This window comes from Rhodoferax sp. GW822-FHT02A01, assembly GCF_038784515.1.
Classification (GTDB): Bacteria; Pseudomonadota; Gammaproteobacteria; order Burkholderiales; family Burkholderiaceae_C; genus Allorhodoferax.
This window is the reverse complement of sequence record NZ_CP152376.1, coordinates 2,212,214-2,238,042: the sequence shown is the minus strand read 5'-3', so window position 1 is coordinate 2,238,042 and position 25,829 is coordinate 2,212,214. Positions and strand designations below refer to the sequence as shown.

The window sequence follows — 25,829 nt, the reverse complement described above, 5'->3', positions numbered from 1 at the left end:
GAGTCACTCACATGAAAAACACATTTCGCCCCTTGTTGGCTCTGTTCCTGTTGCTGTCCGTGCTGACCGGCCTGCTCTACCCGCTGGCAGTCACCGCCCTCGGGCAGGCGCTGTACCCGGCACAGGCTGCGGGCAGCCTCGTCCTCAAAGACGGCAAGCCGGTCGGTTCGCTGTTGATCGGCCAGAACTTTTCCGACCCCGGTCACTTCTGGGGCCGCCCCTCCGCCACCGGCCCACAGCCCAACAATGCACTGGCGTCGAGTGGCTCCAACCAGGGCCCTCTCAACCCCGCACTGGTGGACGCAGTCAAAGGCCGCGTGCAGGCCCTGCATGACGCCGACCCCGGCAACACGGCCAGCGTACCGGTGGATCTGGTCACCGCGTCAGCCAGTGGTCTGGACCCGCATATCAGCGTGGCAGCAGCCCTGTACCAGGTGAAGCGCGTGGCTGCTGCGCGCAAGCTGGACGCTGTCAAGGTGGAGGCGCTGGTTGCGCAGAACACCGAGCGTCCTTTGCTGGGGCTGATGGGTGAGCCGGGTGTGAATGTGCTGCGGTTGAACCTGGCGTTGGATGCCATGTGACTGGTTCTTTCGCGTGCAAGCCATGGTGGATGACTCAGGGCGGCTTGGTGCTCAGTGCAGTGAGGTAAAGGAGGAGGCCGAAGGCCGGGGGACACGAACGGAACTGAGTACCAAGTCGGCCTGAGTCCGACGCAACCTGCAATAAACGCTCAATAATCGAACCACAAAAACAACCGTATTTGCCCAAGCTCCCCAAAGCCCCCATGGCCTCGCATTCCGACACCCGCCCCGACCCCGACGCCCTGCTCGCCCAACTGCGCGAGCAGGCGCAGGAAGTCACCCGCGGCAAGCTACGCATCTACTTCGGTGCCAGCGCCGGTGTGGGCAAGACCTACGCCATGCTGCAGGCCGCACAACGTGCCAAGGCGGCAGGCAAGAACGTGCTGATCGGCTTGGTGGAAACCCACGGCCGCCGCGAAACCGATGAACTGCTGGCCGGCCTGGAGCAACTGCCGCTCCAGCAGATCGCCTACCGCGGACAGGTGCTGCAAGAGTTCGACATTGACGCCGCGCTGCAGGCCAAGCCCGAAATACTGCTGCTCGACGAACTGGCCCACAGCAATGCGCCGGGATCGCGCCACCCCAAACGCTGGCAGGATGTGCAGGAGCTGTTGGGCGTGGGCATCGACGTCTGGACCGCGCTGAACGTGCAGCATCTGGAAAGCCTCAACGGCACCGTGGGCGCCATCACCGGTATCCGCATCAACGAAACCGTGCCCGACACCGTGCTCGATGATGCCGATGAACTGATCCTGGTGGATGTCACCGCCGATGAGTTGCTGGCGCGGCTCAAGGCCGGCAAGGTGTATGTGCCGCATCAGGCCGAGCGGGCCACACAAAACTTCTTTCGCAAAGGCAATCTGTTTGCCCTGCGCGAGATTGCGCTGCGCCGCACCGCCGAACATGTGGGCGACGACGTGCGCAGCTACCGTGCGCGCCAGCACCGCATCGCCAGCCAGGGACAGGACAGGAACTCCGGTGCCTGGAATACCTCGGGCGCCTTGCTGGTCTGCGTCAGCCCGGGCGAAGGTGCCGAGCATGCGGTGCGCAGTGCGGCGCGCCTGGCAGGCCAGCTCAATGTGCGCTGGCACGCGGTGTATGTGGAAACGCCGGCATTGCAACGCTTGCCCGCCGTGGCGCGTGACCGCGTGCTCACGGTGCTCAAGCTCGCCGAAGAGCTGGGTGGCGAGACCGTGGTGCTGACCGGCAACGACGTCGCCCGCACGCTGATGGAGCAGGCGCGCATGCTCAATTGCGCCACCGTGGTCCTGGGGCGGCCCGCGCCGTCGCGCTGGAGCGCGTGGAGGCATATGCTGCGCCCACGCCTGATGCAGCGCCTGGCCAGCCTGGCCACGGAGCTGGACATTGTCGAAGTGGGGTCCACCGAGGCCGTACGGCGCATAGCGCCTGCGGTTCCCGCCAACAGCGATGAAAATACGCAAGCCTCTGGTCAGCACACCCGTTGGCAGCGCTATGCCTGGGCACTGGTGGCCTGTGTGGCCACCACGGTGCTCACGCTGCCCATGCTGGCACTGTTCGATCTGGCCAACATCGTCATGCTGTTCCTGCTGTGCGTGGTGCTGGTGGCAGTGCGCCTGGGGCGCGGCCCGGCGATGCTGGCTGCGGTGCTGTCGGTTGCAGCATTCGACTTCTTCTTTGTACCGCCGCGCCTGTCGTTTGCAGTCACCGATGTGCAATACCTGGTGACCTTTGGTGTGATGCTGGGTGTGGGTCTGCTGATTGGCCAGCTCACTGCCAATCTGCGTTTTGCCGCCAGCGTTTCGGCCAGCCGGGAGCGTCGCGCCCATGCCCTGTTCGAGTTGACGCGCGACCTGTCTGCGGCGCTGCAGACGGTGCAGGTGGTGGAGCTGGGCGAGGCCGCGGTGACCCGCACCTTTGGCGGGCAGGCCAAGGTCTTCATTGCCAATGCCGAGGACCAACTGGAGCTGGGTTCCCATTTGCCGCAGGGCATGGATGCCAGCATTGCCGACTGGTGCTTTCGTAATGGACAGCGGGCGGGTATGGCCACGGCCACCCTGCCCTCCAACCCCTGGCATTACGTGCCCCTGCAGGCGCCCATGCGCATACGCGGCGTAATGGCAGTGCAACCGGCACAGGGGCGATGGCTGCTGATCCCTGAGCAGGTGCAGCAGCTCGAGACCCTGGCGCGCCAGATTGCCATTGCACTGGAGCGTGTGCACTATGTGGAGGTGGCGCAGCAGGCGGTGGTGCAGATGGAGTCCGAGCGCCTGCGCAACACGCTGCTGGCAGCCATGTCCCACGACGTGCGCACACCGCTCACGGCCCTGATCGGGCAGGCGCAGACGCTGGAACAGATGGGCTCGCTCACAACCGAACAGCACAGCATGGTGCAGGCCATGGGCAATGAGGCACGCGAACTCAGCGCGCTGGTGGGCAACCTGCTGGATATGGCCCGTCTGGAGAGCGGGCAGGTGCAATTGCGCCGCGACTGGCAGTCGGTGGAGGAAGTGGTGGGCAGTGCCATACGGGCTGCGCGCCACGCACTGGCCGGACTGAGCGTGCAAACCGATGTGCCCACCGACCTGCCGCTGGTGGAGTTCGACGCGGCGTTGGTGGAGCGGGCCCTGGTCAACCTTCTGGAAAACGCAGCCAAATACGGCATCCCACCGGAGGGGCACACGCCTGCCGTACGGGTATCGGCCCGTACCACGGCCAACAGCCTGGAGCTCACTGTGCGAGATTACGGCCCCGGCCTGCCCGCGTCGAGCAAGGGGCAGGAACATGTGCTGTTCGAGAAATTCACGCGCGGCCAGAGCGAGTCCAGCACTCGCGGTGTCGGCCTGGGCCTGGCCATCTGCAAGGCCATTGCCGAAGCGCACAAGGGAAAAATCAGCGTCAGCCAGGCCAGCGGAGGGGGTGCAGCGTTCACAATCAGCCTGCCACGCACCGAACCTCCGCCCATGGAGACGGTGGAAGAAATTTAACCCGCAAGCCCATACCCCCATGTCCGCCCCGGTAGCCATCCTGATTGAAGACGAGCCGCAGATACGCCGTTTTGTGCGCCTGGCTTTGGAGGCTGAAGGCTGGCAGGTGCATGAGGCCGACACCGCGCGGCGTGGCCTGCTTGATGCGGGAACGCGCAAGCCTGATCTTCTGGTGGTCGATCTGGGTCTGCCCGATGGCGATGGACTGGACCTGATCCGCGACGTGCGTGCCTGGTCGAACGTGCCCATCGTCGTGCTCTCTGCGCGCGCCGACGAGTCCGACAAGATCGCAGCGCTGGATGCCGGTGCAGACGACTACCTCACCAAGCCTTTTGGTGTGGGTGAGTTGCTGGCCCGTGTGCGCGCCAACCTGCGCCGCACACGTGTAGGGCCCGAAGACTCTGCGCAACAAGGCACGGGCGACGAAGTCCCGATCTTTGCCTTTGGCGACGTGGAGGTGGACCGGCAAGCACGCATCGTGCGCCGCGCCGGTGAGGAGGTCCATCTCACGCCGATTGAATACCGGTTGCTGATGGTGCTCATCGCCAACGCAGGACGGGTAATGACACACCGCCAGCTGCTCAAAGAGGTCTGGGGGCCGTCACACACGGAGCAGAGCCACTACCTGCGCATCTACATGGGTCATCTGCGGCAAAAACTGGAGCCCGATCCGACCCAGCCCGAGCATTTGCTGACCGAGACCGCGGTGGGTTACCGACTGGTGCGCTAAACGGTGGTGCGCCGCGCGGCGTGCGGCCGCGACCAGGTGCTGGCGTTGGTCAGCAGCGGATCGATCTTGCGGCACTTGCGCGCAGTGACAACCGGCACGTGCGCGGTCTTTGGAGCGTCCGCAGGACGCCTTGCAGCAAAGGGCTCGCCCCTGCCGTAAGTGGTGGCCCGGTCGATGGCAGCCTCCACCTCATTGTTGTTCAACGTCTGGACGTTGGAACCATTGATACGGACATAGTTACCTTCGTCCGTCAATCCCAGCAATCCAAACTCCATGCCCAAACGCACAATGCCCAGCACATTGAACTCCTTGGGTGCGGTTACAAACGCCTTGATGGTGTGGCTACCGAGCACGACTTCCATTCGCAACCTGGGGGATGTCCATTGACGAACGAAGGTGAATTGACTTGCCATATGTACTTTGCTCCATTGAGGAAGAATTCCTCGTATTGGTGAAAACCAATTTAAGCAGTCCTGGATGAATGGCGGGCATCCAAATTGTTAGTGGCGTGTGAAGAAGGTAAAGAAGTGTATGCAGCCCGCTTCTGCATCCCCCTTATCGCGGCAGCCAGCCCAGTCCCTGTGAGGTTGCACCTGCCACAGCGCCTCGTGCGGGCCGGTATTCGCAGCCGACCCAGCCGCTCCAGCCACAGGTGGCGCTCACCTGGTCAATCACCTCAAAAAGATAGGGGTAATTCAGCTCGCCCACCGATGGTTCGTGGCGCTCGGGCACGCCCGCAATCTGGATGTGGCCGACACGCCCGGTGGGTAGATAGTGGCGGATTTTGCTTGCCACGTCCCCTTCCACAATCTGGCAGTGGTAGAGGTCGAACTGCACCTTGAGATTGTCAGCGCCCACTTCCTGCACGATGGCATGCGCAGCGTCCTGACGGTTCAGGTAGTAGCCGGGAAAGTCACGGGTGTTGATGGGCTCGATCAGGACGTCCGGCCCCGCGGCGGCGGCTTCGCAGGCCCAGTGCAGATTCGCAAGGAATGTGTCCTTGAGTGCCGCAGGCTCCACGCCCGCCGGCGCCAGTCCCGCCATGACGTGGATGCGGGGGCACTGCAGTGCCTGGGCATATTCCAGTGCGCGCAGAAAGCCGCTTCTGAACTCTGCCTCTCGCCCCGGCAGGCACGCAATGCCCCGCTCACCGGCACTCCAATCACCCGGTGGCGCATTGAATAGGACTTGCTGCAATTGATTGTCCTGCAAGGCCTGCGCCAGTGCACTGGGCTCGAAGTCATAGGGAAACAGGAACTCCACGGCCGAGAAGCCGTCCCTGGCCGCAGCCGCAAAACGGTCCAAAAAGGCAAATTCGTTGTAGAGCAGGGAGAGGTTGGCGGCGAAGCGTGGCATGGTGGGTTGCAGTGTCAATAACGGGTTGCGTTCGTGGGTTGCTCAAGTGCCCAGGGTCTGGCTGAATTGCTCATACATGGCGTCCACCGCGCGCGAGCGCTTGGACACCTTGCTGCGCAACACCGCCACCTCCATGGTAGCCAGTCCGGGCAACTCGTACTCCTTGGGCAGGCTCTGCAACACCTGCAGGTGCGCCGGCACACTGCAACGGGTCAGCACCGCAACCGCCAGGCCACTCTCCACCGCGGCTACCTGCCCGGCCAGACTGGAGCTGTGATAGACCACGCGGTAGGAGCGCCGCTTTGCGCCCAGTGCCGCCAGGGTTTCGATGCGGGCCATGCTGCCGGATTCGTACACGGCGATGGGCAAGGGGTCTTTGCGCCAGACCTCAAACTGGGGCGAACCCACCCACACCAGCGGCTCATGAAACAGGAAGCTGCCGCGCTGCGGCTTGTCACGCGAAACCAGCGCTAGGTCCAGGTCGCCACGCGTCACCTTGGGGATGAGGGAAGTGGATTGCTCGCAGGTCAACTCGATCTCCACACCTTGATGGCGCCCGGCAAAGCTGCGCAACACCGGCGTGAGATAGCTTGAGGCGTAGTCATCCGGCACCCCCAGGCGCACCCGCCCTTCCAACGGCGGACCGAACAGCACGGCCTGTGTCTCGGCCTGCAACTCCAGCATCCTGCGGGCGTAGGACAGCAACTCCTCGCCGGCAGCGGTCAGTTGCAGATGGCGTGGCCCGCGTGAGAGCACCGGCCGGCCCAGCGCGTTCTCCAGTTTCTTGATCTGCATGCTCACCGCCGACTGCGAGCGGTGCAGCAACGGTGCGGCTGCAGACAGCGATCCAGCGTCCACCACCGCCACGAATGCACGCATCCAGTCGATCTGAAAGTCCGGATAAACCACAGCACTCCTCCATCCATTCGAAAATCGAATGATATGTGTTCGAACTATGCACTTTACAGCGCATGGCACTTGGCTGAACATCCGGCCATGCAAACCAAGACCCTGCCTGCCGCCGCCCCCGCGTCCAACACCGCCGCGGCAAACGAAAAACGGGGCGTGTGGCTGATGGTGGCAGGTGGTGCGCTGCTGGGCACCATCGGTGTCTTCGTGCAGGAAGCGGCACAGCATCCGCTGGTGACGGTGTGGTTTCGCTGCGCTTTTGGTGCACTGGCCCTGCTGGCCTGGAGTGCGGCCAACCACACGCTGAAGGACTTGCGCCTGAGCGGCAAGGCGCTGGCAGTGGCCTGCGCCACCGGCTGCCTGATGATCCTGAACTGGGCCATGTTCTTCGCCGCCATCCCGCGCACCTCCATTGCGGTGGCTACGGTGGTGTTCCACATCCAGCCCATTTGGGTCATCGTCTTCAGCGCCATCGTGCTGCGCGAGCGCGTCTCCAGAGCGCAGTGGATTGCCACGCCCGTAGCCTTGCTCGGACTGGCGTTGACCACTGGCCTGCTGGACAGCAACGCGCCGCAGCACGCAGCTGACAGCGCTTACGTGACGGGTTTGCTGCTCTGCATGGGCGGCTCGCTGAGCTATGCCGGCGTCACCTTGCTGGCCAAGTCCAAACAGGCCATCAGCCCCTTCACCCTGGCCTTCTGGCAATGCGCCGTGGGCTGCGTGGTGCTGGCCTGGGCGCCGTTTGTATTCGGCTGGCCACAGCAGGTCTCTGCCTGGGCCTGGCTGGCCGGCCTGGGCGCCATCCACACCGGCCTTGCCTACGTCATTCTCTTCGCTGGCATGGCCCGCCTCACCCTGGGTCAGATCGCTGTGCTGCAGTTCGTCTACCCCCTGGCCGCCGTGCTGTTCGACTGGGGCATTTACGGCACCACACTGAGTCTGGTGCAGATCGCAGGTGTGACGCTGATGGGTCTGGCCGTGTGGACGATTCGCAAGCCGGCGGCCAAGAGGTAACCGGATGTAAGAGCATTGCCCGGGTCACTTGCCTGGTACCGCAGGAACTTGTCGCTCCCGAGCAAAAAAGTGCGCTGTTGTTACCGACAAGCACTGCAAATTCACCCACTTGGGGGATATCCATCTTGCGTAGCGATCTCCATACTGCGGCAAGGAGGATTCAATACCATGTCAATCTGGGTGCGAAAGAGAGCCAGCGCGATAGCAGACGCGGCCGGACGCCATGCGGAGCTGACCGAAGATCCCGTGCTTCAAGCCAAGGTGGCCCGTCTTTACCATGAGGCAAGAGACGTCGAGAGAGGCTTCAATCTCGACGCCTTCAAAGTCACCCAGTTGCAAAACGCCATGTGTGCGTTGTGCAAATCGCAGGAGATGGGTCACAGCGATTGCGATGACGAATTTGGGCAGTGTTCGCTCACGAAAGACAGCAACAAAGTCTGCTGGCTCTCTGTACCGTAAGCCCCCGGCGCATTCGGCCCCTGCCATGCCATTTCCATGCCTGCATGGGTAAACCCTGGGTGCCTGTTCCAGAAATTTACGACCTGTTACCCCGTCGGTTTTTCATCTGGAAAAAAATGACCACTTCGTGATGGCATCCGTGCCATCGGACCCTGCCAACAACCAGTGCTCGCCTATGCGCGGTCACGCCGATCAGGTTGCAACATGGTTGTGCACCTGACCTTGTTGGCGATATGCGTTCACCTATAAGGACTTCGCAATGCAGACTCCATCTACACGCCGCAATTTCCACCGCATCATGGTCGTTACCGCATCGTCTCTTCTTCTTGGAGCGGTGGGGCTTCCGGCACTGGCGGAAACCGGGGAAGACCTGAATGCCGAAGCGCAGCGGGCACTCAACGCGTTGTACAGCGCCCACCCGGAAGCGCAGCGATTGGCCAAGGGTGCCCACGCGGTACTGGTGTTTCCCAAAATCATCAAGGCGGGCCTGGTGTTTGGCGGCAGCTACGGTGAAGGCGTGATGACGCGTGAAGGCAAGTTTTACGGATACTACAACTCGGTGTCTGCCTCCTGGGGATGGCAGGCGGGGGCCGAATCCTATGGCTATGTGGTCTTCCTGATGAATGACAAAGCCGTGAATTACCTCGACAAGACCAATGGCTGGGAGATCGGTGTCGGCCCCAGCGTAGTGGTTGTGAACGAAGGAGTGGCCAAGAACATCTCCAGCTCCACCATCAAGGACGATGCCTATGCCTACATCTTTGACCAGCAGGGGCTCATGGCCAGTCTGAGTATCGAAGGTACCAAGATCACCCGGATACAAAAGAAGTAACCGGTAGGCTCAAGGCCGTAACTCCTCAAACGGAACCGGCCGGCCGATCAGGAAGCCCTGCATCTGGTCGCAGCGCAGCAGGCGCAGGATCTTGGCCTGCTCTTCGGTTTCCACGCCTTCGGCAACCACCTTCATGCGCAGCGAATGCGCCATGGAAATCATGGTGGATACCAGTGTCATAGTGTCGGGATCGTCCAGCATGGTGAGTATGAAGGCGCGATCGATTTTGAGAATCTCTGCCGGAAGTTTGGACAGATAGGCCATGGATGAATAGCCGGTGCCAAAGTCGTCAATGGAGAGCCGCACGCCGTAACTGCGAAGGGCGTTGAGCTTCTCGATATTGCTCTCGACGTCCTCCATCAGCAGACTTTCCGTCAACTCGATATCGATGCCCTGCGGTGCGACCTGCTCACCCAGCAGCTTGGTCACGCGGCTGACAAAATCGGCCTCGCGCAGTTGCACAGCAGAAACATTGACCGCAATGCGTGGGGCGACCAGACCCTGTGCCCGCCAGCGCGCATGGTCCTGCGCCGCACGGCGCAAGGCCCAAAGGCCGACCTCCACGATCAGACCGCTTTCTTCCAGCAAAGGAATGAATCGCGATGGCTGCACCAGGCCCAATTCCGGGCTGTTCCAGCGGATCAGGGCTTCCACTCCTTCCAGACGCCGGGTATCCACATCCACCTTTGCCTGGTAGTGCAGCACAAACTCATCGCGCTTCAGAGCCAGACGCAGCTTGCCTTCGAGCGCCAGTCGCTCACTTACCGCCTCGGCCATGCGCACATCGTAAAAGAGCACGCGCTCGTTGCTGCTTTTGGCCTTCTTCAGGACCGCCTCGGTATTGCGGTACAGCGTTTCAGCGTCCGAGCCGTCCGTGGGATAGATGGCAACGCCCATCTTGGCCGATACATGCAAGACCTGGCCTTGTATGACAAAGGGTGTGTCAAACCAGTCGCGGTACTGCTGGGTCATCCACCTTGCGACCTCGTCCACGTCGGCCATGTCCTGCAGGAGCAGTGCAAAGCGGTCCGCACTGATGCGCGCTGCTTGCAGACGCGTATCAGGGCAAGCCAACAGGCGCTGGGCCAATTGCCTGAGCAATGCGTCGCCACCCTGGCGCCCGTAGGCCTGGTTGACCGCCTTGAAGCGTTCCACGTCCATCAAAACCAGGGCCAGTTTGCGCTGCTGAGCCGCACTGGCGGCGATGCCCTGTTCAAGCCGTTCGGTCAGTGAGGCGCTGTTGGGCAAACCCGTCAGAGCATCAAAGTAGGCCATGTAGTTCAGCCGCTCACCTTTCTGGATGTGGTCCAGTGCGAAGGAAATATTGCCCGACAACTCCACCAGCAGCTGAATTTCCTGTGCGTCAAAGGCATTCAATTCTGCCGAACACAATGTCAGCACGCCCACCGGCTGGTGGCCGATAACCAAGGGAAAACAGGCCTGCGAGTGCAGACCGCGTGCGAGCATGGTGTCCACCAGTTCTGCCAGCGTGGGGTCTGCGCGTACATCATTGGAAACAATGGGCTTGAGGCTTTGCAGGGCGCGGCTCGCAGGCCGACTGCTGAAAGGGGCATCCAACGCCGTGGTCAGGCGGATCAGCCGCACATACGTGCCATCATCCCCGCACCAGGCCTGCACCTCGCCTTCGCTGGACCCTTCCCCCAGAGAACCAATCCAGGCCAGCTGGTACTGACCTTTCTCCACGGCCACCTGGCAGGACTCGCGCAGCAGTTGCTCCCGACTGGTGGCCCGCACGATCAGTGAATTGATGCTGCTGAGCATTCCATACACGCGGTTGAGCTTGTGGATTTTTTGCTCGGACAGCTTTTGCGCAGTGACGTCCTGCAGCGTACTGAACCAGCGCCGGTTGCCCGGCGTGTTGGCGCCGTTATGCAAGGGCTCCAGCTCCTGGTGCAGGTGAATCCACCCTTCCCCTCCGCTTTGCAAGCGGTAGTCCACAGTGGCCGGTGCATCGGTTCTGGCGGCCTCAATGCACACGGCGCGAAATCGCGCGCGGTCATCCGGATGCACCCGAGCCAGCCAAGCCCGGCTACTGGACTCCACTTGATCAGGCGCCACGCCCAAAAGGGCGGGCAAGGAATCCGACCAACTCTCAAATGACCCATCGGGTCGCGTAACCAGGTGGGCCAGTTTGGCCAGGGACTGGGCCCGGCGTAAATCGGTCTCACGCGCACGCAGCTCCACGCGCAGACGCACCTGCTCAGTGACATCTTCGGCCACGCCGGCAAAGCGGTAAACCGCTCCGGCTGCATTGCGAATGGGAAAGGCACTGGAATGGATATGGCGCTGCTGACCATCGGCCCACAGGATGCGGTATTCCAGTTCATAGCCCGTGCCGTCAGCGCGACCCGCGGCCAGTTTCCGGACCACACGCTCTAGGTCATCCGCATGGACGACCTGCAGCCATGACTGCGGGTTGGCATACAGGCTTTCGCAGCTCAAACCGTAGATGCCGGCATAGGCCGGGCTGACGTAGTAGTACCTTGACTCCTCGGGGTCGGTGAGAAAGAACACCTCGCGGATGTTGTCGGCAATCTGGCGAAAACGCAGCTCGCTCTCCTGCAGCCGCTCACTGGCGCGTTGGCGCTCCATGACCTCCATATGCAGGCGCTGATTGGCTGCTTCGAGTTCGCCCACCTTCAAGACCAGCTTATCGGTCAACAGGCGCATATGCTCACGGTCAAAACCCGCTTCATCGGGCAACGCAGCGTTCGACGGCTGTTGCTGCAAGGCCAGCTCTATGGTTTTCAAAATCAGTTCCGGCTCGCATGGCTTGAACAGCAAATACTTCACCCCACAGGCAGCGGCCAGCGCACGTGCCTCCTCCTCCAGGTAGGTGGCGGTGTAGAAGACGACCCGGGTATGCGCGATGTCGGCGTGTGCGCGCAGCTGCCGCACAAATTCATAGCCGTCCATCACCGGCATCAGCAAATCGCAAATCACCAGATCAGGCTTTTCCCGACGCACCAGTTCCAGCGCCGCGCCACCATTGGCTGCCTCCAGCGAGGTGTGTCCGGCGTAGCGGACCAGGGTGGTCACCAGGTCACGGTTGTCGGTTTGGTCATCAACAATGAGTACGACAGGCATGGCGACAAGCAGACGGCGCGCGGGCCCTAGTTGCCTGCCCGCGCGCGCTGGGCAACGGGTAGGTAAAGCTCCACTTCCTGCACGAACTTTTCCGGGTCTATTGGCTTGGACATGTAGCCATCAAACCCTGCCGTCAATACCTTTTGACGGTCATTGGGCATGGAAAAGGCCGTCAGTGCAACGATCACGGCGGTGAGTTTGCCGCGCAATTCCTGCAACACCTGGTAACCGTCAAAGCCGGGCATTTGCAGGTCGCACAGGATCAGATCGGGGCGCTCCTGCAAGGCCACAGCCACGCCTTGCGGACCATCCCTGGCCGACATGACGGCGTAACCGTGGTAGGACAGCAGATAGCGCACCAGCTCCAGGTTGGCGGCGTTGTCTTCAACAATGAGTATGCGTGCTGTCATGGCCGACTACCTTGGCAGACTCAAGGTGAAGCTGCTACCGATGGCACTTTGGCTGACTGCCGAAATCTTGCCTCCCAGCAGCTCGGCCAGTTTCTGACTCAGGTGCAGGCCCAGACCGGTGCCCTCCGGGGCATTGGCACGGGCCGGATTGATGCGGGTAAAGGCACCAAACAATTTATCCATGTCTTCCGGGGAAATACCCACGCCACTGTCCTCGACACGTATTTCCACTACGTTCTTGCCTTGGGGCGAGTGGGCCGCAAGGGTGAGCCTCACGTACCCGGATTCGGTAAATTTGATGGCGTTGCCCGTCAGGTTCAGAATGATCTGGCACAGCGCACGGCGATCGGTCTTGAGCACCACCGACTGTTGCGGCATCCGCAGCTCAAAGGCCAGTCCTTTGTCCGACGCCTGCGGCCTCAGCGTCGCTTCAACCTCGTGCAGAACGTCCTTGCAATCAACGGCTTCAAATGCCAGTTCGACCTTGCCGGCGGCGATCTTCGAGACATCCAGCAAATCGTTGATCAATGCCAGCAAGTGCCGGCCGCTGGACTGCACGGTGCGCAACTGCCTTTCCTGCTCCTTGTTCAAGGGGCCCGGCAACTGCATCAGCAAGGTGCCGGTAAATCCGATGATGGCGTTGAGTGGGGTGCGCAGTTCATGACTCATGCCTGCCAGGAAATGATCCTTTGCCTGGTTGGCACTGGCCAGTTCCTGGTTTTTTTCCTGCAGCGCCTTCTCAAAGCGCTTGCGTTCACTGATATCGCGGATGGCGCTCATCACAAACGCGCTTTCCTCGGTGCGCAACGGACTCAGGCTGATTTCGATCGGGAATTCGCTGCCATCCTTGCGCAGGCCCGAGAGGTCCAACCCGGAGCCCATGGCACGGGTTCGTGGTTGCTGGAAATAATTGGAACGGTGTCCCACATGGGCATGGCGGTAACGCAGAGGCAGCAACAGGTCCACTGAAACACCGCGCAACTCCCCCGGTGCATAGCCGAACAGACGCTCGGCCTGGCTATTGGCAATCACGATGTGGCCGGTGGGATTGGCCATGACGATGCCATCGGGCGTGGACTCCAGCAAATCGCGAAAGCGCGCTTCCATCAGCTTGGCATCACGCATCACCTTGATGTTGGTGACATCCTTTTCGGCGGAAACGACGCATGGTTCACCTTGCGCCGAACGGGTGCACTGCATGGTGACATCCACATAAAGCAAGGATGCATCCTTGCGTCTACGCACGGACTCAAACGTGGTGATTTTTCCGGCCAGGGTTTCATCAAAGCGCTGTTGCTGCTCGGCACGGTGATCGGGTGGCACCACCAGGTCCAGCAGCGGCAAGTCCAAGGCTTCGTCTCTGGCAAATCCAAAGATGAGTTGCGCACCGGAGTTCCAGTTCATGATCCGGCCATCCGCACTCAGCAATATGAGCGCATCAGGCGATTCGCTGAACGATAGCGCTGTGCTTTTCGGCTCCATGTAGTTCCCAGGCAGTTTGATTCACTATAGGCCCAATAGCGGGTGGCAAAACACCGGCCCATGCCGCCTGTAGGGACATTCGCATTCAGTTGATGCGAGGTTGATCAAAGTCGCACACCTATCTGCTTTTTGACATCAGTTGCATCCGCAATTCGATTGGAGTGTTATTTCTTTAGAACGTACCATCCCTCGCACCGAGGACGGACAAGCACCTCTCGCAACATATAAGAAAAGCATTGCTGATGGCGACAAACATGAAAATTGGGAAGAAGCTTTTGATTGGCTTCTCGTTGGTCCTTCTCATGGGTTTATTGCAGGGCGCGATCAGCGTCTACCAGCTGGGCATGGTGCATCGCAAGGCCCAGACCATTGCGCAGACCCACCTGCCTGCCATAGAGCAAGTGGGGCATATTCACGCTACAACGTCGAACATTCGCGTGGAGCTATTGCGCCACGTGATGGAGTCCGATGGCGAAAAGAAGAAGAAGATCGAGGAGAGTCTGACAAAACTCGACGCCGAACTCGACAACAGCCTCAAGGCCTATGCCAGCCATGCGGAAACGGAAGAGGAAAAGCAATCCTTGGAAGCCTTCAAGGCCGAGTGGAAGAAGGTAGGCTTCGTCCGCACCCAGGCCCTTGAATTCTCGCGTTCCAACGATGCCGAAGCTGCACAGGCGCAACTGACCAAAGGAGCAAAAGCTTTTCTGGCACTGGCAGAAGCGCTGAAGAATCTGGACCAGGTAAATCAGCAAGCTGCAAACGCGACAGATGAGGGCATTGCGTCAACCTATCGAAATGCCATTGCCTCCACGTCCACCTTCGTTTTGTTGATGATTGTTCTGGGTGCGGCAATTGCCTATTCCATCAGCTCGCGCATAGCGCGGGGCATTGGGGACGCCGCACAGATCGTGATGAATGTGGCCGACGGCAAGCTGGACAACCACATCCCGAAAGGTGGCGGAGATGAGTTGGGGCAGATGCTGAACGCCCTGCGAACCATGCAACACAGTCTGGCACAGGCCGTATTTTCCGTACGCCAAGGGGCCGAGATGGTTGCCCACGCCAGCACCGAGATAGCGCAGGGCAATCTGGATTTGTCCCACCGGACCGAGCGTCAGGCCACGGCACTGGAAGAAGCTGGCGCATCCATGGATGATCTGGGCGGCACCGTGCGACAGAATGCCCAAAGCGCACAAGATGCCAACGAGCGCGCGCGTCAGGCATCTTCGGTGGCCAACAGAGGCGGGGACGCGGTGCTGAAAGTGGTATCGACCATGAAGGACATCGATGCCTCATCGCGCAAGATTTCAGACATCATCAGCGTCATAGACGGCATTGCGTTTCAAACCAATATCCTGGCGCTGAATGCTGCTGTCGAGGCGGCCCGGGCGGGTGAACATGGCCGAGGATTTGCCGTGGTGGCGAGCGAAGTTCGTACACTGGCGGGCCGCAGCGCAGATGCCGCAAAAGAAATCAAACAACTCATCAACGATAGCGTAAGTCAGGTCGCACAAGGCACCACCTTGGTCAATCAGGCAGGCAGCACGATGACGGAAGTGGTCGGCTCGATACAAAATGTGGCCGACATCGTTGGCCAGATCAACGTGGCCAGCAAAGACCAGGCCCAGGGCGTGGCGCAGGTCGGGGAAGCGGTATCTCAGCTGGATCAGGTTACACAGCAAAATGCGGCACTGGTTGAACAAATGTCCGCCGCAACAAGTGCGCTGAAACACCAGGCCAATGAGTTGGTGCAAGCCGTTGCGGTATTCCAATTGGGTCAGGCACATGGTTCACTCCAAGACGCCACAATCCAGATTGCATGACAGCCTCGCGTACTGACACAACCGCCGATACCCCAACCCTGTTCAAGAGCGCCCGGGCGTTTGAAACCTGGTTGAAGCAGCACCATGCCACATCCCCTGGCCTGTGGCTCAAGATCGCCAAGCGCGGCGCCGACAGTGCCAGCGTCACCTACCTGGAAGCGGTGGAAATTGCACTCTGCTGGGGGTGGATTGACAGTCAGAAGAAAGGCCTGGACGAGCAGTACTTTCTCCAGCGTTTCTCTCCCAGGCGCGCCCGTAGCGTCTGGTCAAAGGTCAATATCGAAAAGGTGGAGGCGCTCATCAAGGCGGGGCGCATGCAGGCACCGGGCCTTGCCCAGGCCGAGGCCGCAAAGGCCGACGGCCGATGGGCGCAGGCGTACGACGGCGCACGTACGGCCGTGGTCCCTGATGACCTGATGGCGGCGCTCGACGCCGCACCGAAGGCCAAGGCGTTCTTCTCGACGATCAACGCGGCCAACCGCTACGCCATTCTGTGGCGCATTCAAACGGCCGTGAAGACTGAGACACGTGCGAGGCGCATAGCCCAACTCGTGGAAATGCTCGCGCGCGGCGAGACCATCCATGTCGTCAAGCCCAAGGACAAGGACTGAGCGAGCCCACCGCTGTGCGCACGGACCACTCCGCGTTTTACGCATCACTCTTCCTGTCGCGACTGGCCGATCAGGTTCTGCTGTTTGTAGTTCCTCTGGTGGTGTTTCAGGTCACGCAGAGCGTGGCGTGGTCGGGGGTTGCATTCTTTGTGGAGACCTTGCCCCGGTTCCTCTCCTTTCCGGTATGTGGCGCGCTCTGTGACCGGGTTTCGCCGTTCCGGTTGCTGCGCATCAGCCAGACGCTTCGCGCCGTCACCTGTGTATTGGGTTCGCTGGCGTCGGGGTTGACGGGGGATGTGGCCTGGCTGGTGGTGGTGTCTGCCGTATGCGGAGTGCTGACCACCCAGGGCTTGATGGCGCGCGAGGTCATGCTGCCGCAAGTATTCCGGGGGTTTCGTACCGAGCGTGTCCTGGCACATGCGCAGATCGCAGACCAACTGGGCATGGTGCTGGGACCGCTGCTGGCGGCGCTGGCGCTTGAGCGGTGGTCATGGGTGATGGTGCTGGGTGGCACGGCGCTGCTCTTCCTGGCTGCCGACGGTGCCATGAAACTATGGCGCGCAACCAGCCCGGTCACGTTGAACGATCCCGCGCTGGCGCATCCGCTGCAAGGCATGCACTGGCTGCAGCCCTATCGCACGGCACTGGTTCACGTCTTGCATTTGCCGGGGCTATTGCCGCTCATTGTTCTGGCCGCGGGGGTGAATCTTGTAGTCGGCGTGACCCTTTCCACCTCAGCCGCCATGGTGACGGGCGCGTTTCACCAGACGGGTAATGACTACGCCTTGCTGCAAACGGCAGGGGCGGTTACCACCGTGGTGATCCTGCTGTTGATTGCTCGCCTCTCTTTGCCGTTGCGTACCCTGGGCTGGCTCTCGTTTGCCTGCATATGGTTGGGTGGCCTTGCTACCGCGCTCTGCCACACGCCATGGGGCTATGCCATTGGCTTCTTGATGGTTGTGGGGTTTGACAAGATGTTCAGCGTCTACATCCGCACACGTCGGCTGCACGTCATTCCCGCAGCCGACCTGGGCAAGACCACCGGGCTGATTGTGCTGCTCAACAATCTGACACAACCCATTGCAGGTCTGTTTGTGGGGCTGCTCGCAGGGCACGCCAATGCGCCATTTGTCATCACCGCCATGGCGATTGCCATGGGCACGCTGGGTATGCTGGCCTTGTTCATGGGCCGGTCACGCCAATAGCATTGGGCGTGCGCCAGATGGCGCGTCGCGTTCACACCGCGTGGGTCACACCGCCATCCACCCGGATGTTCTGACCCGTGATGTAGCCCGCGCCCTCGGACAGCAGGAAGGCAATGGTGGCGGCCACTTCGTCGGCACGACCATAGCGGCCCATGGGCACGCCGCTGCGCCGCTCCTCGGTGGCGGGCAGGCTGTCGATCCAGCCGGGCAGCACATTGTTCATGCGGATGTTCTTGGGTGCGTAGGTGTCGGTGAATATCTTGGTAAAGCTGGCCAACCCGGCACGGAACACCGCCGATGTGGGAAAGTTGGACACGGGCTCAAACGCCCAGGCGGTGGAGATGTTGACGATGGCACCGCCGCCCTGTGCTTCCATGATGGGTGTCACCAGCCGGACGGGGCGCACTGCGCTCAACAGATAGACCTCCATGCCCTTGTGCCAGTCCTCGTCAGATATGTCCAGAATGGGCGCACGCGGACCGTGGCCGGCGGAATTGACCAGCGCATCGATGCGACCCCACTTGTTCATGGTCAGGTCCACCAGACGCTTGAGGTCGTCAGGGACCAGGTTGGAGCCCGTCACACCAATGCCGCCCAGCTCGATGGCCAGGGCCTCACCCTTGCCCGAAGAGGAAAGAATAGCCACGTGGTAGCCGTCCTGCGCCAGGCGTCGCGCCGCTGCGGCACCCATGCCCGAGCCGCCTGCAGTGATAAGGGCCACTTTTTCTTTTGACATGGATAACTCCTGTTGATGAATGGTTGCGCAAATTCTGCCAGCAACGAGAAAGGCAAAAAAAAAGCCCCTCGCAGAGGGGCTTTCAAGATGCGAGGCCCGAAGGCCGCGGCAAATTACTTGGCCTTCTTGGCGGGAGCCTTCTTGGCCTTGGCCACCACGGGAGCGGCGGCGGGTGCAGCGGCAGCAGGTGCCTTCAACGCGGTACGCTGATCTTTCAGCGCGTTGATTTCTGCGCCCAGGGCGTTCTTGCGGGCGGTCAGCTTCACGATCTTTTCGGTCAGCTTGGCAATGGCTTTGGCGGCCTTGGACACGGGAGCCTTCTTCGCCACAGGGGCTGCAGCCTTCTTGGCCACGGGCTTAGCAGCCTTAGCGGGAGCGGTTACTTTCTTGGTGGTCTTTGCAGCCTTGGGAGCCACTTTTTTCGCAGTTGCCATTTTCAGATTTCCTTTTTGTTTATCTGGCCAAACAATTTCGACCAGCCCTCTATTGTCGCAATTCTTTTGGGTGCCCTTGCGGGTGGCGAATGAGCTTCGGATAAACCGGCCTTTTCGGTGGATTGAAGTGCCCCGTGCAGGGAACAATGCAGCATGTTCACACCAAGCCTGCAGAACTCCATGAAACCAAAGAGCCCGCACCTGTTGTCAAAAGAAGAACTGGCCGAACGTTGGGGCGTATCCGTGGTGCTCATTGGTTTGTACAGTGCCGTCGGGCTGGGACCCAAATACGTCAGGGAGGACGGGTTTCTGCGGTTTCCCATGGAAGAAGTGCAGAAGTACGAGCACGCGCGCCGCATGCATTGAGGCGGCCGCGTTGCGCCGGGCTTCCATAGTAGAGTCTCGACCATGAGACCCCAAGCCGTATTTCGTCCAGATTCCCGAGCGTTGAAATTCCGGGTTGGACTGGTGGTTCTGCTGTGTCTGACCATCATCTGGTCGGTAGCCTATTTCGAGCTGGAGCGCAGTCGGGCGAGTTACCTGCATGAGGCAGAGGTCAGAACCATGGTGCAAGCCCGCGTGTTTGCCGAAAGCACACGCTCCACCATCAAGCGCGTCAACGAGATTCTGCTGGACATGCGCACCCATTGGACGGGGGACTGGAAGTCCTTTGGCGCCTTGGTGAAGCAGCGCCAGGAAAATATCCAGGACATATCGTTCCAGATCGCCGTGATTGACAAGGACGGCTTTCTGGCCTTTTCCAACCTGGCACCACCGAGCGAGCGGACCGATCTGAGCACACGCGAGCATTTTCGTGTCCATCAGCAGTCCCCCAACCTGGATCACCTCTTCATCAGCAAGCCGGTGAAGGGGAAAGTTTCGGGCAAATGGTCCATCCAGTTCACCCGCCCCATCTTCAATGACGGCGCCTTCAACGGCGTCCTGGTGGTATCCATCAGTCCGGATCTGTTTGCCGATTTCTCGCAGACGCTGGGTGTGCACCAGAGCGGCTCGGTTGCCCTGGTACGCGACACCGGCGAAATCATGTCCCGGTTTCCATCCAGCGAGTCCAGCCTGGGCCTGATCGTGAAGGAGTCTCCCTACCTGCAGCCCGATGCGCCCCTGTCCGGCAGCTTTCGCAGGCTGGCGCTTACCGACGGAATCGAGCGCCTGTATGGCTTCTTCCGCGACGAGGAATACGGGCTCAATTTTGTCGTGGGCGAAAGCCTGCAGGAAGTCCTCGCCCCCTATGTGACCAACCGCAAAATCGTGCTGTGGACGGCAACCCTGGTCAGTGTGCTGAGCATCTTCCTGTTCCACTTGCTGCTGCGTTCATTGCTTGCCGCACAAAGGCTGCAGCAGGACCTGGAGACGGCCAGGATCCAGGCCGAAGAAGCCAACGCCGCCAAGAGCCAATTCCTGGCCAACATGTCCCACGAAATCCGCACACCCATGAATGGCGTGCTTGGCATGGCCGATCTGCTGCTGGACAGCGGACTCACCCCCGAACAGAAGTCCTATGCGCGCAACATCGCACACTCTGGCGAGGCCCTGCTGGCACTGGTCAACGACATCCTGGACCTCTCCAAGATCGAGGCCGGACACATGGAATTCGAATCCCACGCATTTTCCATGGGCGTGCTGGTGAATTCGGTAACCTCCATTCTTGCCATGCGGGCACAGGACAAGGGCATAGGCTTCCATGTGGAATTGCCCACCGGACCGGATTGCGATTACGTGGGTGACAGCCTGCGCATCCGCCAGGTTCTGTTCAATCTGGTGGGCAATGCTGTCAAGTTCACCCGCCAGGGTGCAGTCCACCTGCGTGTCCAGACTGTGCCCGAAGGCCTGCGCTTCGAGGTACAGGACACAGGTGTGGGCATTTCGGATGAGGTCATGGGCAAGCTGTTTACCAGCTTCGTCCAGGCAGACACTTCCACCTCCCGCAAGTTCGGCGGCACCGGTCTGGGACTGGTGATCTGCAAGAAGCTGGTGGAGGGCATGCATGGACGCATAGGCGTTCAAAGCCAACTGGGGCAAGGCAGTCTGTTCTGGTTTGAATTGCCTCTGGCCAAGGCCGTCGAGAAGCCTGCGCCTATGGATTCCACCCACACCTTTGACACTGGGGCGCTAGCCGGTGTGCATGCAGCGAACTATGCAGAAACCGCCCCCGGGGGACTGGAAGCAACGCCTGCCCAGACACATCAGGACGACACTGCAGGCGCTGACACCCGCATCCTGCTGGTCGAGGACCACCCCATCAACCAGAAGCTTGCCAGCGTGCTGCTTGAGCGCCTGGGTTTCCAGATCGATCTGGCAAAGGACGGGCAGGAAGCCGTTGAGGCCGCCGCCCAACGGCCCTATGCGCTGATATTCATGGATGTTCAGATGCCGGTCATGAACGGCTTTGAAGCCACACGGGCCATACGCGCTGGCGCCGGGCCCAATGCGCACACGCCCATCGTGGCGCTCACCGCCAACGCCATGCAGTCGGACAAGGATGCCTGCTTTGACGCTGGCATGAACGACTTCCTGACCAAGCCTTTCAACAAGGAAGGTCTGTCAGAAATCCTGGCGCGCTTCATCGCGTAAGGCCATCCTTTGCAAGTCGCCTGGCGCGACGACTGTCACATAGCTGTAGCATGGCGGGTCTATACCGGTGCATATGAAACACCAACCCGCCGCTTCCACCCAGCCCGCCACTGGCAGTGATGCCGACCCTTGGGACAAGGCAACCTGCCTGTCCCTCATCGAGCAACTGTGGGAGTTGCGCAAGTCCATGCAGGAGGCAGAACATCGTTTTGCCCGTGCGCTCAAAGGCGTGGCGCCACCGTATCGCAACAGCGCGCTGAATCTGGTGCACTACCTGGCACTGCGCTCCAAGGACTTGCGCACGCTGCAGAACAGCCTGACCTGGCTGGGCGTGTCGTCGCTGAGCCACTCCGAATCCCATGTGATGGCAAATCTGGACAAGGTGCTTGGCATCCTGCACCGGCTGACCGGGCAACCCTGGCAGGACCATTCCAAGGATGAACCGGCTGGCAGCCTGACCGGTCGCCATCTGCTGCAAAGCCACACCGATCTGCTGCTGGGTCCGGCCACGTCCGGGCGCGGCGTGCGCATCATGGTGACCCTGTCATCCGAAGCAGCCTCCGATTTCAGCATGGTGCGCAATCTGGTCGAAGCTGGCATGGACGTGGCGCGCATCAACTGCGCGCATGACGATGCCCAGGCCTGGAAGGCCATGGCCAACCTGGTGCGTCGCGCCGCCCAGGACGCGCAGCGCGAAGTGCGCATCCTGATGGATCTGGGCGGACCCAAGGTGCGCACCGGCCCCTTGAAACCAGGCCCCATGGTCGTCAAGCTCAAGCCGCAGCGGGACGACTATGGCCTCGTGTTGGCGGCCTCCAGATTGTGGATAGCCCCTACCGAGGTCTCCGTCATGGGCGCGCGCTGTGATGCGGCTGTGGTGGTGGATGCCGACTGGTTTGAGCGATTGGCAGAAGGCATGCCCATCAACTTCACCGACGCACGTGACAAGAAGCGCCGCCTGCGGGTGGTGGAGTGCACACCCGATGGCGTGGTGGCGGAATGCCTGGAAACCTACTACCTGAGCCCGGACGTGGCTCTGAGCGTCAAGGGCAAGCATGGCCACAAGGAGTTCACCGCCTATCCGCGCGGCATTGCGCCCCGCTCCGTTGCGCTGCGCCTGCACCGCGGCGACATCCTGCGGCTGACCAATGACACCGCCGAGGGCGCCATGGTCGGCACGGACGACCCGCAAGGACCCGTCGCAGTGGCCCACATCTCCTGCACCATGCCACTGGTGTTTGAACAGGTGCAAGCCGGCGAGCGCATCTGGTTTGACGACGGTCACATCGGCGGGATGATCCGCAAGGTCACACCCGAATTCATGGAGGTGGAAATCGTTCAGGCGCGCGATACCGGCGAGAACCTGATGGCCGACAAGGGCATCAACTTTCCGGACAGCCAACTCACCCTGCCCGCACTCACCGACAAGGACTTGCAGGACCTGCAGACCGTGGCCGAGATTGCCGACCTGGTCGGTTTGTCCTTTGTTCAAGAAGCCAAGGACATCCACCACCTGCTCAAGGCCCTGCACGATCTGCAGCGTGATGACGTGGGCGTGGTGCTCAAGATCGAGACCTTGCGCGGCTTCGAAAACCTGCCAGCCCTGATGCTGGCGGCCATGGCCGCGCCATCTGCTGGCGTGATGATTGCGCGCGGCGACCTGGCGGTGGAATGCGGCTTCGAGCGCATGGCCGAGATCCAGGAGGAAATCCTGAGCTGCTCCGAGGCCGCGCACATGCCGGTGATCTGGGCCACGCAGGTGCTGGAGACGTTGGGCAAGACCGGCATGCCCTCGCGTGCGGAAATATCGGATGCCAGCATGGGCGAGCGTGCCGAATGCGTGATGCTCAACAAGGGACCGTTCATCGTGGATGCCATCCGTACGCTGGACGACATCTTGCGCAGGATGGCTGGGCATCAGGTCAAGAAGAAGTCCCTGCTCAGAGCGCTGCGCGCCTGGGAGAAGCAAGACTATCTTTGAGTATGCGGGTTGTGCTGCCTGGATATCCGTGCCTATGATGCAAGCATGGCACCCCTGAACGCACCGCAGTCCGCCGAGGTCGGCCTCACCACCTCCGAAGCCCAGCAGCGTTTGCAACAGTACGGGGCTAACCGGCTGCAAGACGCCAAGCAGCTGGCACTGATCTGGCAGTTTCTGCTGAACTTCCGCAATCCGCTGGTGTTGATCCTGCTGGCCGCCAGCGTGCTGACCGGCGTGACGGGCGACGTCAGCGGCGCATTGATCATCGGCCTCATCGTGGTGATGAGTGTCACGCTGGATTTCGTGCAGGCACACCGCGCCGGCAAGGCCGCAGCCAGCCTGGCCATGAAGGTCGCTGTGACGGCCATGGCTCTGCGCGATGGCAAGACGCAGCAGATCCCGGTGGGTGATCTGGTACCAGGCGACGTGGTGCACCTGTCCGCGGGCGATCTGATACCGGCGGATGCGCGCCTGCTGCAGGCCAACGACTTTTTCGTGAACCAGGCGCAACTGACCGGTGAACCCTATCCGGTGGAAAAGACGGCCCCGCAAGCCAGCGCGCCCACCACACCTGGGGACACCTGGGAGCTGGACGCAGCGGATCGCATCTACCTGGGCAGTACCGTGGTCAGCGGTTCAGCACAGGCGCTCATAGGGCGCACCGGCAGCACCACGGCGCTGGGACAGATTGCGGTGGACCTGAACAAGACCGCACCACCCACGGCGTTTGAGCTGGGTACGCGGCAGTTCGGCACCATGATCATGCGCTTCACCCTGCTCATGGTGCTGGTGACGCTGCTGGTGAACGTGGCCTTGCATCGACCGCTGCTGGAGTCCTTTCTGTTTGCGGTGGCACTGGCCGTGGGCCTCACACCCGAGCTGCTGCCCATGGTGGTGTCGGTCACCCTGACCAAAGGGGCCTTGCGCATGGCTGCGCTCAAGGTCATCGTCAAGCGCCCGTCTGCCATACAGGACATGGGCGCCATGGACGTGCTGTGCACCGACAAGACCGGCACCCTGACCGAAGCACGCATCCGGCTGGAGCGTTATCTGGATACACAAGGCAAGAGCAGCGACCAGGTGCTGGAGCTGGCCTACCAGAACAGCTTCTTCGAGAGCGGACTCAAGAGTCCGCTGGACGATGCCATCCTGGCGCACGGTGATATCGACGTCAGCCGTTGGACCAAGATCGACGAGGTGCCCTTTGACTTCGAGCGCCGCCGCGTATCCGTGTTGCTGCAAAGCACCTCGGACGCCAACCATCCCCTGGCCCGTCGCCTGGTGGTCAAGGGCGCACCGGAAGACGTCATCACCTTGTGTACCCACGTGCTGGACGACAACGGCCAACCGGTTCCCCTGGACGATGCCGTCCACGACCGCATCCACAAGCTGTTCGACAGCCTGGGCGAAGAAGGCTTCCGGGTGCTGGGCATTGCCTGGCGGGACGTGCCGCTGGAGATGGCGCATGCGGTGGTGTCGGACGAAAGTGAACTGGTATTTGCCGGCTTCACCGCGTTTCTCGACCCACCCAAGGTAAGCGCCGGTCTGGCACTCAAGGCCATGACCGAAAGCGGTGTAGCGGTGAAGATCGTCACCGGAGACAACGAGCGTGTGACCCGCCATGTGTGCACCGAGCTGAACCTGGAAATCCAAGGTGTGCTGACCGGCACCGAGATCGCCGTCATGAACGACGACGCACTGCGTGCGCGTGTGGATGACGTCAACCTGTTCTGCCGCGTCAACCCATCGCAGAAGAACCGTGTCATCCTGGCGCTCAAGGCGCGCGGCCATGTGGTGGGCTATCTGGGCGACGGCATCAACGATGCACCATCACTGCATACCGCCGACGTTGGCATCTCGGTGGACGAGGCAGTGGATGTAGCCAAGCAGGCTGCCGCCATGATCCTGCTGGAGAAGGACCTGATGGTGCTGCACCAGGGCATTCTGGAAGGGCGGCGCACCTTCGGCAATGTGATGAAGTACATCATGATGGCCACCAGCTCCAACTTCGGCAACATGTTCAGCATGGCGGCGGCCACGCTGTTCCTGCCCTTCCTGCCCATGCTGCCGCTGCAGATCCTGCTCAACAACCTGCTCTACGACGTGTCCGAGATTGCACTGCCGCTGGACGATGTGGACGCCGAAGACCTGGCCGCGCCCAAGCGCTGGGACATGCGCTTCATCCGCAACTTCATGCTGACCATAGGGCCAGTGAGTTCGCTGTTCGACTTCCTCACCTTCTACCTGCTGATCAAGCTGTTCAACGCCCATGAGTCGCTGTTTCGCACCGGCTGGTTTGTGGAGTCGATTGCCACACAGGTGTTGGTGATCTTTGTGATCCGCACGCGGCGCAATCCGCTGCGCAGCCATCCCAACCGCTGGCTGGTGCTCTCGTCCCTGGGCGTGGTACTCACCGCCATGGCGCTGCCCTTCTCGCCATTGGCGGTGTATCTGGGCTTCACACCGCTGCCGGGCGAATTCTTCGCCCTGCTGGCCGCGCTGTTGCTGGCATACCTGTTGATGGTGGAGGCGGGCAAGCGCTGGTTCTACCACCGCCAATCCCGCTGAAAGCGTATTGCTAGTTTGACCCACATCAATGA

Annotated in this window: 21 protein-coding genes; 13 read left to right on the top strand and 8 right to left on the bottom strand. The window is 61.2% G+C overall.

The genetic code is table 11. The features are described 5' to 3' along the window. Positions 1-11 precede the first annotated feature (11 nt). The 3 genes from kdpC to kdpE all read left to right on the top strand — a co-directional run bounded on the left by kdpC (position 12) and on the right by kdpE (position 4,277). A complete protein-coding gene (gene kdpC / locus AAGF34_RS10465) occupies positions 12-581 on the top strand; it encodes a potassium-transporting ATPase subunit KdpC (RefSeq protein WP_342620540.1) in 570 nt (189 codons plus the stop codon). 203 nt (positions 582-784) lie between these two features. Next, positions 785-3,547, top strand: a complete 2,763-nt coding sequence (locus AAGF34_RS10460; protein ID WP_342620539.1) for a DUF4118 domain-containing protein — start codon at positions 785-787, stop codon at positions 3,545-3,547. Between the two features lie 19 nt (positions 3,548-3,566). Then, positions 3,567-4,277: a two-component system response regulator KdpE gene (gene kdpE / locus AAGF34_RS10455; RefSeq protein WP_342620538.1), complete on the top strand. Its 711-nt coding sequence runs from the start codon at positions 3,567-3,569 to the stop codon at positions 4,275-4,277. Here kdpE and AAGF34_RS10450 read toward each other — a convergent pair. The 3 genes from AAGF34_RS10450 to AAGF34_RS10440 all read right to left on the bottom strand — a co-directional run bounded on the left by AAGF34_RS10450 (position 4,274) and on the right by AAGF34_RS10440 (position 6,542). Further along, a complete protein-coding gene (locus AAGF34_RS10450) occupies positions 4,274-4,639 on the bottom strand; it encodes a hypothetical protein (protein ID WP_342620537.1) in 366 nt (121 codons plus the stop codon). The genes kdpE and AAGF34_RS10450 overlap by 4 nt on opposite strands. 193 nt (positions 4,640-4,832) lie before the next feature. After that, positions 4,833-5,633, bottom strand: coding sequence for a 2-oxo-tetronate isomerase (otnI, locus tag AAGF34_RS10445; RefSeq protein WP_342620536.1), 801 nt, complete (start codon positions 5,631-5,633; stop codon positions 4,833-4,835). A 42-nt stretch (positions 5,634-5,675) separates the two neighbouring features. Next, positions 5,676-6,542 (bottom strand): LysR family transcriptional regulator, encoded by an 867-nt coding sequence (locus AAGF34_RS10440; protein ID WP_342620535.1) that lies wholly within the window; start codon positions 6,540-6,542, stop codon positions 5,676-5,678. Positions 6,543-6,629: 87 nt separating this feature from the next. Between AAGF34_RS10440 and AAGF34_RS10435 the strand changes: the two genes are divergently transcribed. From AAGF34_RS10435 to AAGF34_RS10425, 3 genes are all read left to right on the top strand, one after another. Further along, positions 6,630-7,556, top strand: coding sequence for a DMT family transporter (locus AAGF34_RS10435; protein WP_342620534.1), 927 nt, complete (start codon positions 6,630-6,632; stop codon positions 7,554-7,556). A 168-nt stretch (positions 7,557-7,724) separates the two neighbouring features. Then, entirely contained in the window at positions 7,725-8,015 is a 291-nt protein-coding gene (locus AAGF34_RS10430; RefSeq protein ID WP_342620533.1) for a hypothetical protein, read from the top strand. Positions 8,016-8,274: 259 nt separating this feature from the next. Beyond that, positions 8,275-8,847 carry a lipid-binding SYLF domain-containing protein gene (locus tag AAGF34_RS10425; RefSeq protein WP_342620532.1) on the top strand — a complete coding sequence of 191 codons (573 nt, stop codon included), beginning with the start codon at positions 8,275-8,277 and terminating at the stop codon, positions 8,845-8,847. Between the two features lie 9 nt (positions 8,848-8,856). Here the strand turns inward: AAGF34_RS10425 and AAGF34_RS10420 are convergent, their stop codons facing one another. From AAGF34_RS10420 to AAGF34_RS10410, 3 genes are read right to left on the bottom strand one after another with little or no spacing between them, the layout of a single operon-like run. Next, on the bottom strand, positions 8,857-11,955 hold the full coding sequence (locus AAGF34_RS10420; protein ID WP_342620531.1) for an EAL domain-containing protein: 3,099 nt from the start codon (positions 11,953-11,955) through the stop codon (positions 8,857-8,859). A gap of 26 nt (positions 11,956-11,981) precedes the next feature. After that, a complete protein-coding gene (locus AAGF34_RS10415) occupies positions 11,982-12,365 on the bottom strand; it encodes a response regulator (protein ID WP_342620530.1) in 384 nt (127 codons plus the stop codon). A 6-nt stretch (positions 12,366-12,371) separates the two neighbouring features. Next, the gene (locus tag AAGF34_RS10410) at positions 12,372-13,769 is read right to left on the bottom strand and encodes a PAS domain-containing sensor histidine kinase (RefSeq protein WP_342620529.1); all 1,398 of its coding nucleotides are present in this window, start codon (positions 13,767-13,769) and stop codon (positions 12,372-12,374) included. Between the two features lie 332 nt (positions 13,770-14,101). On the opposite strand from AAGF34_RS10410, the gene AAGF34_RS10405 reads away from it, so the two are divergent. Genes AAGF34_RS10405 through AAGF34_RS10395 form a run of 3 tightly spaced genes read left to right on the top strand, consistent with a single transcriptional unit; the run spans position 14,102 to position 17,486 of the window. Continuing rightward, on the top strand, positions 14,102-15,670 hold the full coding sequence (locus tag AAGF34_RS10405; RefSeq protein WP_342620528.1) for a methyl-accepting chemotaxis protein: 1,569 nt from the start codon (positions 14,102-14,104) through the stop codon (positions 15,668-15,670). Then, positions 15,667-16,281, top strand: a complete 615-nt coding sequence (locus AAGF34_RS10400; RefSeq protein WP_342620527.1) for a YdeI/OmpD-associated family protein — start codon at positions 15,667-15,669, stop codon at positions 16,279-16,281. Before AAGF34_RS10405 ends, AAGF34_RS10400 begins: the two co-directional genes overlap by 4 nt. Before the next feature lie 14 nt (positions 16,282-16,295). After that, positions 16,296-17,486 (top strand): MFS transporter, encoded by a 1,191-nt coding sequence (locus AAGF34_RS10395; protein ID WP_342620526.1) that lies wholly within the window; start codon positions 16,296-16,298, stop codon positions 17,484-17,486. A 31-nt stretch (positions 17,487-17,517) separates the two neighbouring features. On the opposite strand, the gene AAGF34_RS10390 is transcribed toward AAGF34_RS10395, so the two are convergent. Both AAGF34_RS10390 and AAGF34_RS10385 read right to left on the bottom strand, forming a co-directional pair. After that, positions 17,518-18,222 (bottom strand): SDR family oxidoreductase, encoded by a 705-nt coding sequence (locus AAGF34_RS10390; protein ID WP_342620525.1) that lies wholly within the window; start codon positions 18,220-18,222, stop codon positions 17,518-17,520. 113 nt (positions 18,223-18,335) lie between these two features. Beyond that, on the bottom strand, positions 18,336-18,656 hold the full coding sequence (locus AAGF34_RS10385; protein ID WP_342620524.1) for a hypothetical protein: 321 nt from the start codon (positions 18,654-18,656) through the stop codon (positions 18,336-18,338). Between the two features lie 180 nt (positions 18,657-18,836). On the opposite strand from AAGF34_RS10385, the gene AAGF34_RS10380 reads away from it, so the two are divergent. From AAGF34_RS10380 to mgtA, 4 genes are all read left to right on the top strand, one after another. Continuing rightward, positions 18,837-19,022, top strand: coding sequence for a hypothetical protein (locus AAGF34_RS10380; RefSeq protein WP_342620523.1), 186 nt, complete (start codon positions 18,837-18,839; stop codon positions 19,020-19,022). 42 nt (positions 19,023-19,064) lie between these two features. After that, complete coding sequence (locus AAGF34_RS10375) at positions 19,065-21,248, top strand: ATP-binding protein (RefSeq protein WP_342620522.1); 2,184 nt, start codon at positions 19,065-19,067, stop codon at positions 21,246-21,248. Between the two features lie 73 nt (positions 21,249-21,321). Then, on the top strand, positions 21,322-23,229 hold the full coding sequence (locus AAGF34_RS10370; protein WP_342620521.1) for a pyruvate kinase: 1,908 nt from the start codon (positions 21,322-21,324) through the stop codon (positions 23,227-23,229). Positions 23,230-23,274: 45 nt separating this feature from the next. After that, on the top strand, positions 23,275-25,797 hold the full coding sequence (gene mgtA, locus AAGF34_RS10365; RefSeq protein WP_342620520.1) for a magnesium-translocating P-type ATPase: 2,523 nt from the start codon (positions 23,275-23,277) through the stop codon (positions 25,795-25,797). Positions 25,798-25,829: the final 32 nt, after the last annotated feature.

What these genes read in the sequence shown, in the direction of transcription:
- kdpC (WP_342620540.1), top strand. Translation starts at nt 12, where the DNA reads ATGAAAAACACATTTCGCCCCTTGTTGGCTCTGTTCCTGTTGCTGTCC.
- AAGF34_RS10460 (WP_342620539.1), top strand. Translation starts at nt 785, where the DNA reads ATGGCCTCGCATTCCGACACCCGCCCCGACCCCGACGCCCTGCTCGCC.
- kdpE (WP_342620538.1), top strand. Translation starts at nt 3,567, where the DNA reads ATGTCCGCCCCGGTAGCCATCCTGATTGAAGACGAGCCGCAGATACGC.
- AAGF34_RS10450 (WP_342620537.1), bottom strand. Translation starts at nt 4,639, where the DNA reads ATGGAAGTCGTGCTCGGTAGCCACACCATCAAGGCGTTTGTAACCGCA.
- otnI (WP_342620536.1), bottom strand. Translation starts at nt 5,633, where the DNA reads ATGCCACGCTTCGCCGCCAACCTCTCCCTGCTCTACAACGAATTTGCC.
- AAGF34_RS10435 (WP_342620534.1), top strand. Translation starts at nt 6,630, where the DNA reads ATGCAAACCAAGACCCTGCCTGCCGCCGCCCCCGCGTCCAACACCGCC.
- AAGF34_RS10430 (WP_342620533.1), top strand. Translation starts at nt 7,725, where the DNA reads ATGTCAATCTGGGTGCGAAAGAGAGCCAGCGCGATAGCAGACGCGGCC.
- AAGF34_RS10425 (WP_342620532.1), top strand. Translation starts at nt 8,275, where the DNA reads ATGCAGACTCCATCTACACGCCGCAATTTCCACCGCATCATGGTCGTT.
- AAGF34_RS10420 (WP_342620531.1), bottom strand. Translation starts at nt 11,955, where the DNA reads ATGCCTGTCGTACTCATTGTTGATGACCAAACCGACAACCGTGACCTG.
- AAGF34_RS10415 (WP_342620530.1), bottom strand. Translation starts at nt 12,365, where the DNA reads ATGACAGCACGCATACTCATTGTTGAAGACAACGCCGCCAACCTGGAG.
- AAGF34_RS10410 (WP_342620529.1), bottom strand. Translation starts at nt 13,769, where the DNA reads ATGAACTGGAACTCCGGTGCGCAACTCATCTTTGGATTTGCCAGAGAC.
- AAGF34_RS10405 (WP_342620528.1), top strand. Translation starts at nt 14,102, where the DNA reads ATGAAAATTGGGAAGAAGCTTTTGATTGGCTTCTCGTTGGTCCTTCTC.
- AAGF34_RS10400 (WP_342620527.1), top strand. Translation starts at nt 15,667, where the DNA reads ATGACAGCCTCGCGTACTGACACAACCGCCGATACCCCAACCCTGTTC.
- AAGF34_RS10390 (WP_342620525.1), bottom strand. Translation starts at nt 18,222, where the DNA reads ATGTCAAAAGAAAAAGTGGCCCTTATCACTGCAGGCGGCTCGGGCATG.
- AAGF34_RS10385 (WP_342620524.1), bottom strand. Translation starts at nt 18,656, where the DNA reads ATGGCAACTGCGAAAAAAGTGGCTCCCAAGGCTGCAAAGACCACCAAG.
- AAGF34_RS10380 (WP_342620523.1), top strand. Translation starts at nt 18,837, where the DNA reads ATGAAACCAAAGAGCCCGCACCTGTTGTCAAAAGAAGAACTGGCCGAA.
- AAGF34_RS10375 (WP_342620522.1), top strand. Translation starts at nt 19,065, where the DNA reads ATGAGACCCCAAGCCGTATTTCGTCCAGATTCCCGAGCGTTGAAATTC.
- AAGF34_RS10370 (WP_342620521.1), top strand. Translation starts at nt 21,322, where the DNA reads ATGAAACACCAACCCGCCGCTTCCACCCAGCCCGCCACTGGCAGTGAT.
- mgtA (WP_342620520.1), top strand. Translation starts at nt 23,275, where the DNA reads ATGGCACCCCTGAACGCACCGCAGTCCGCCGAGGTCGGCCTCACCACC.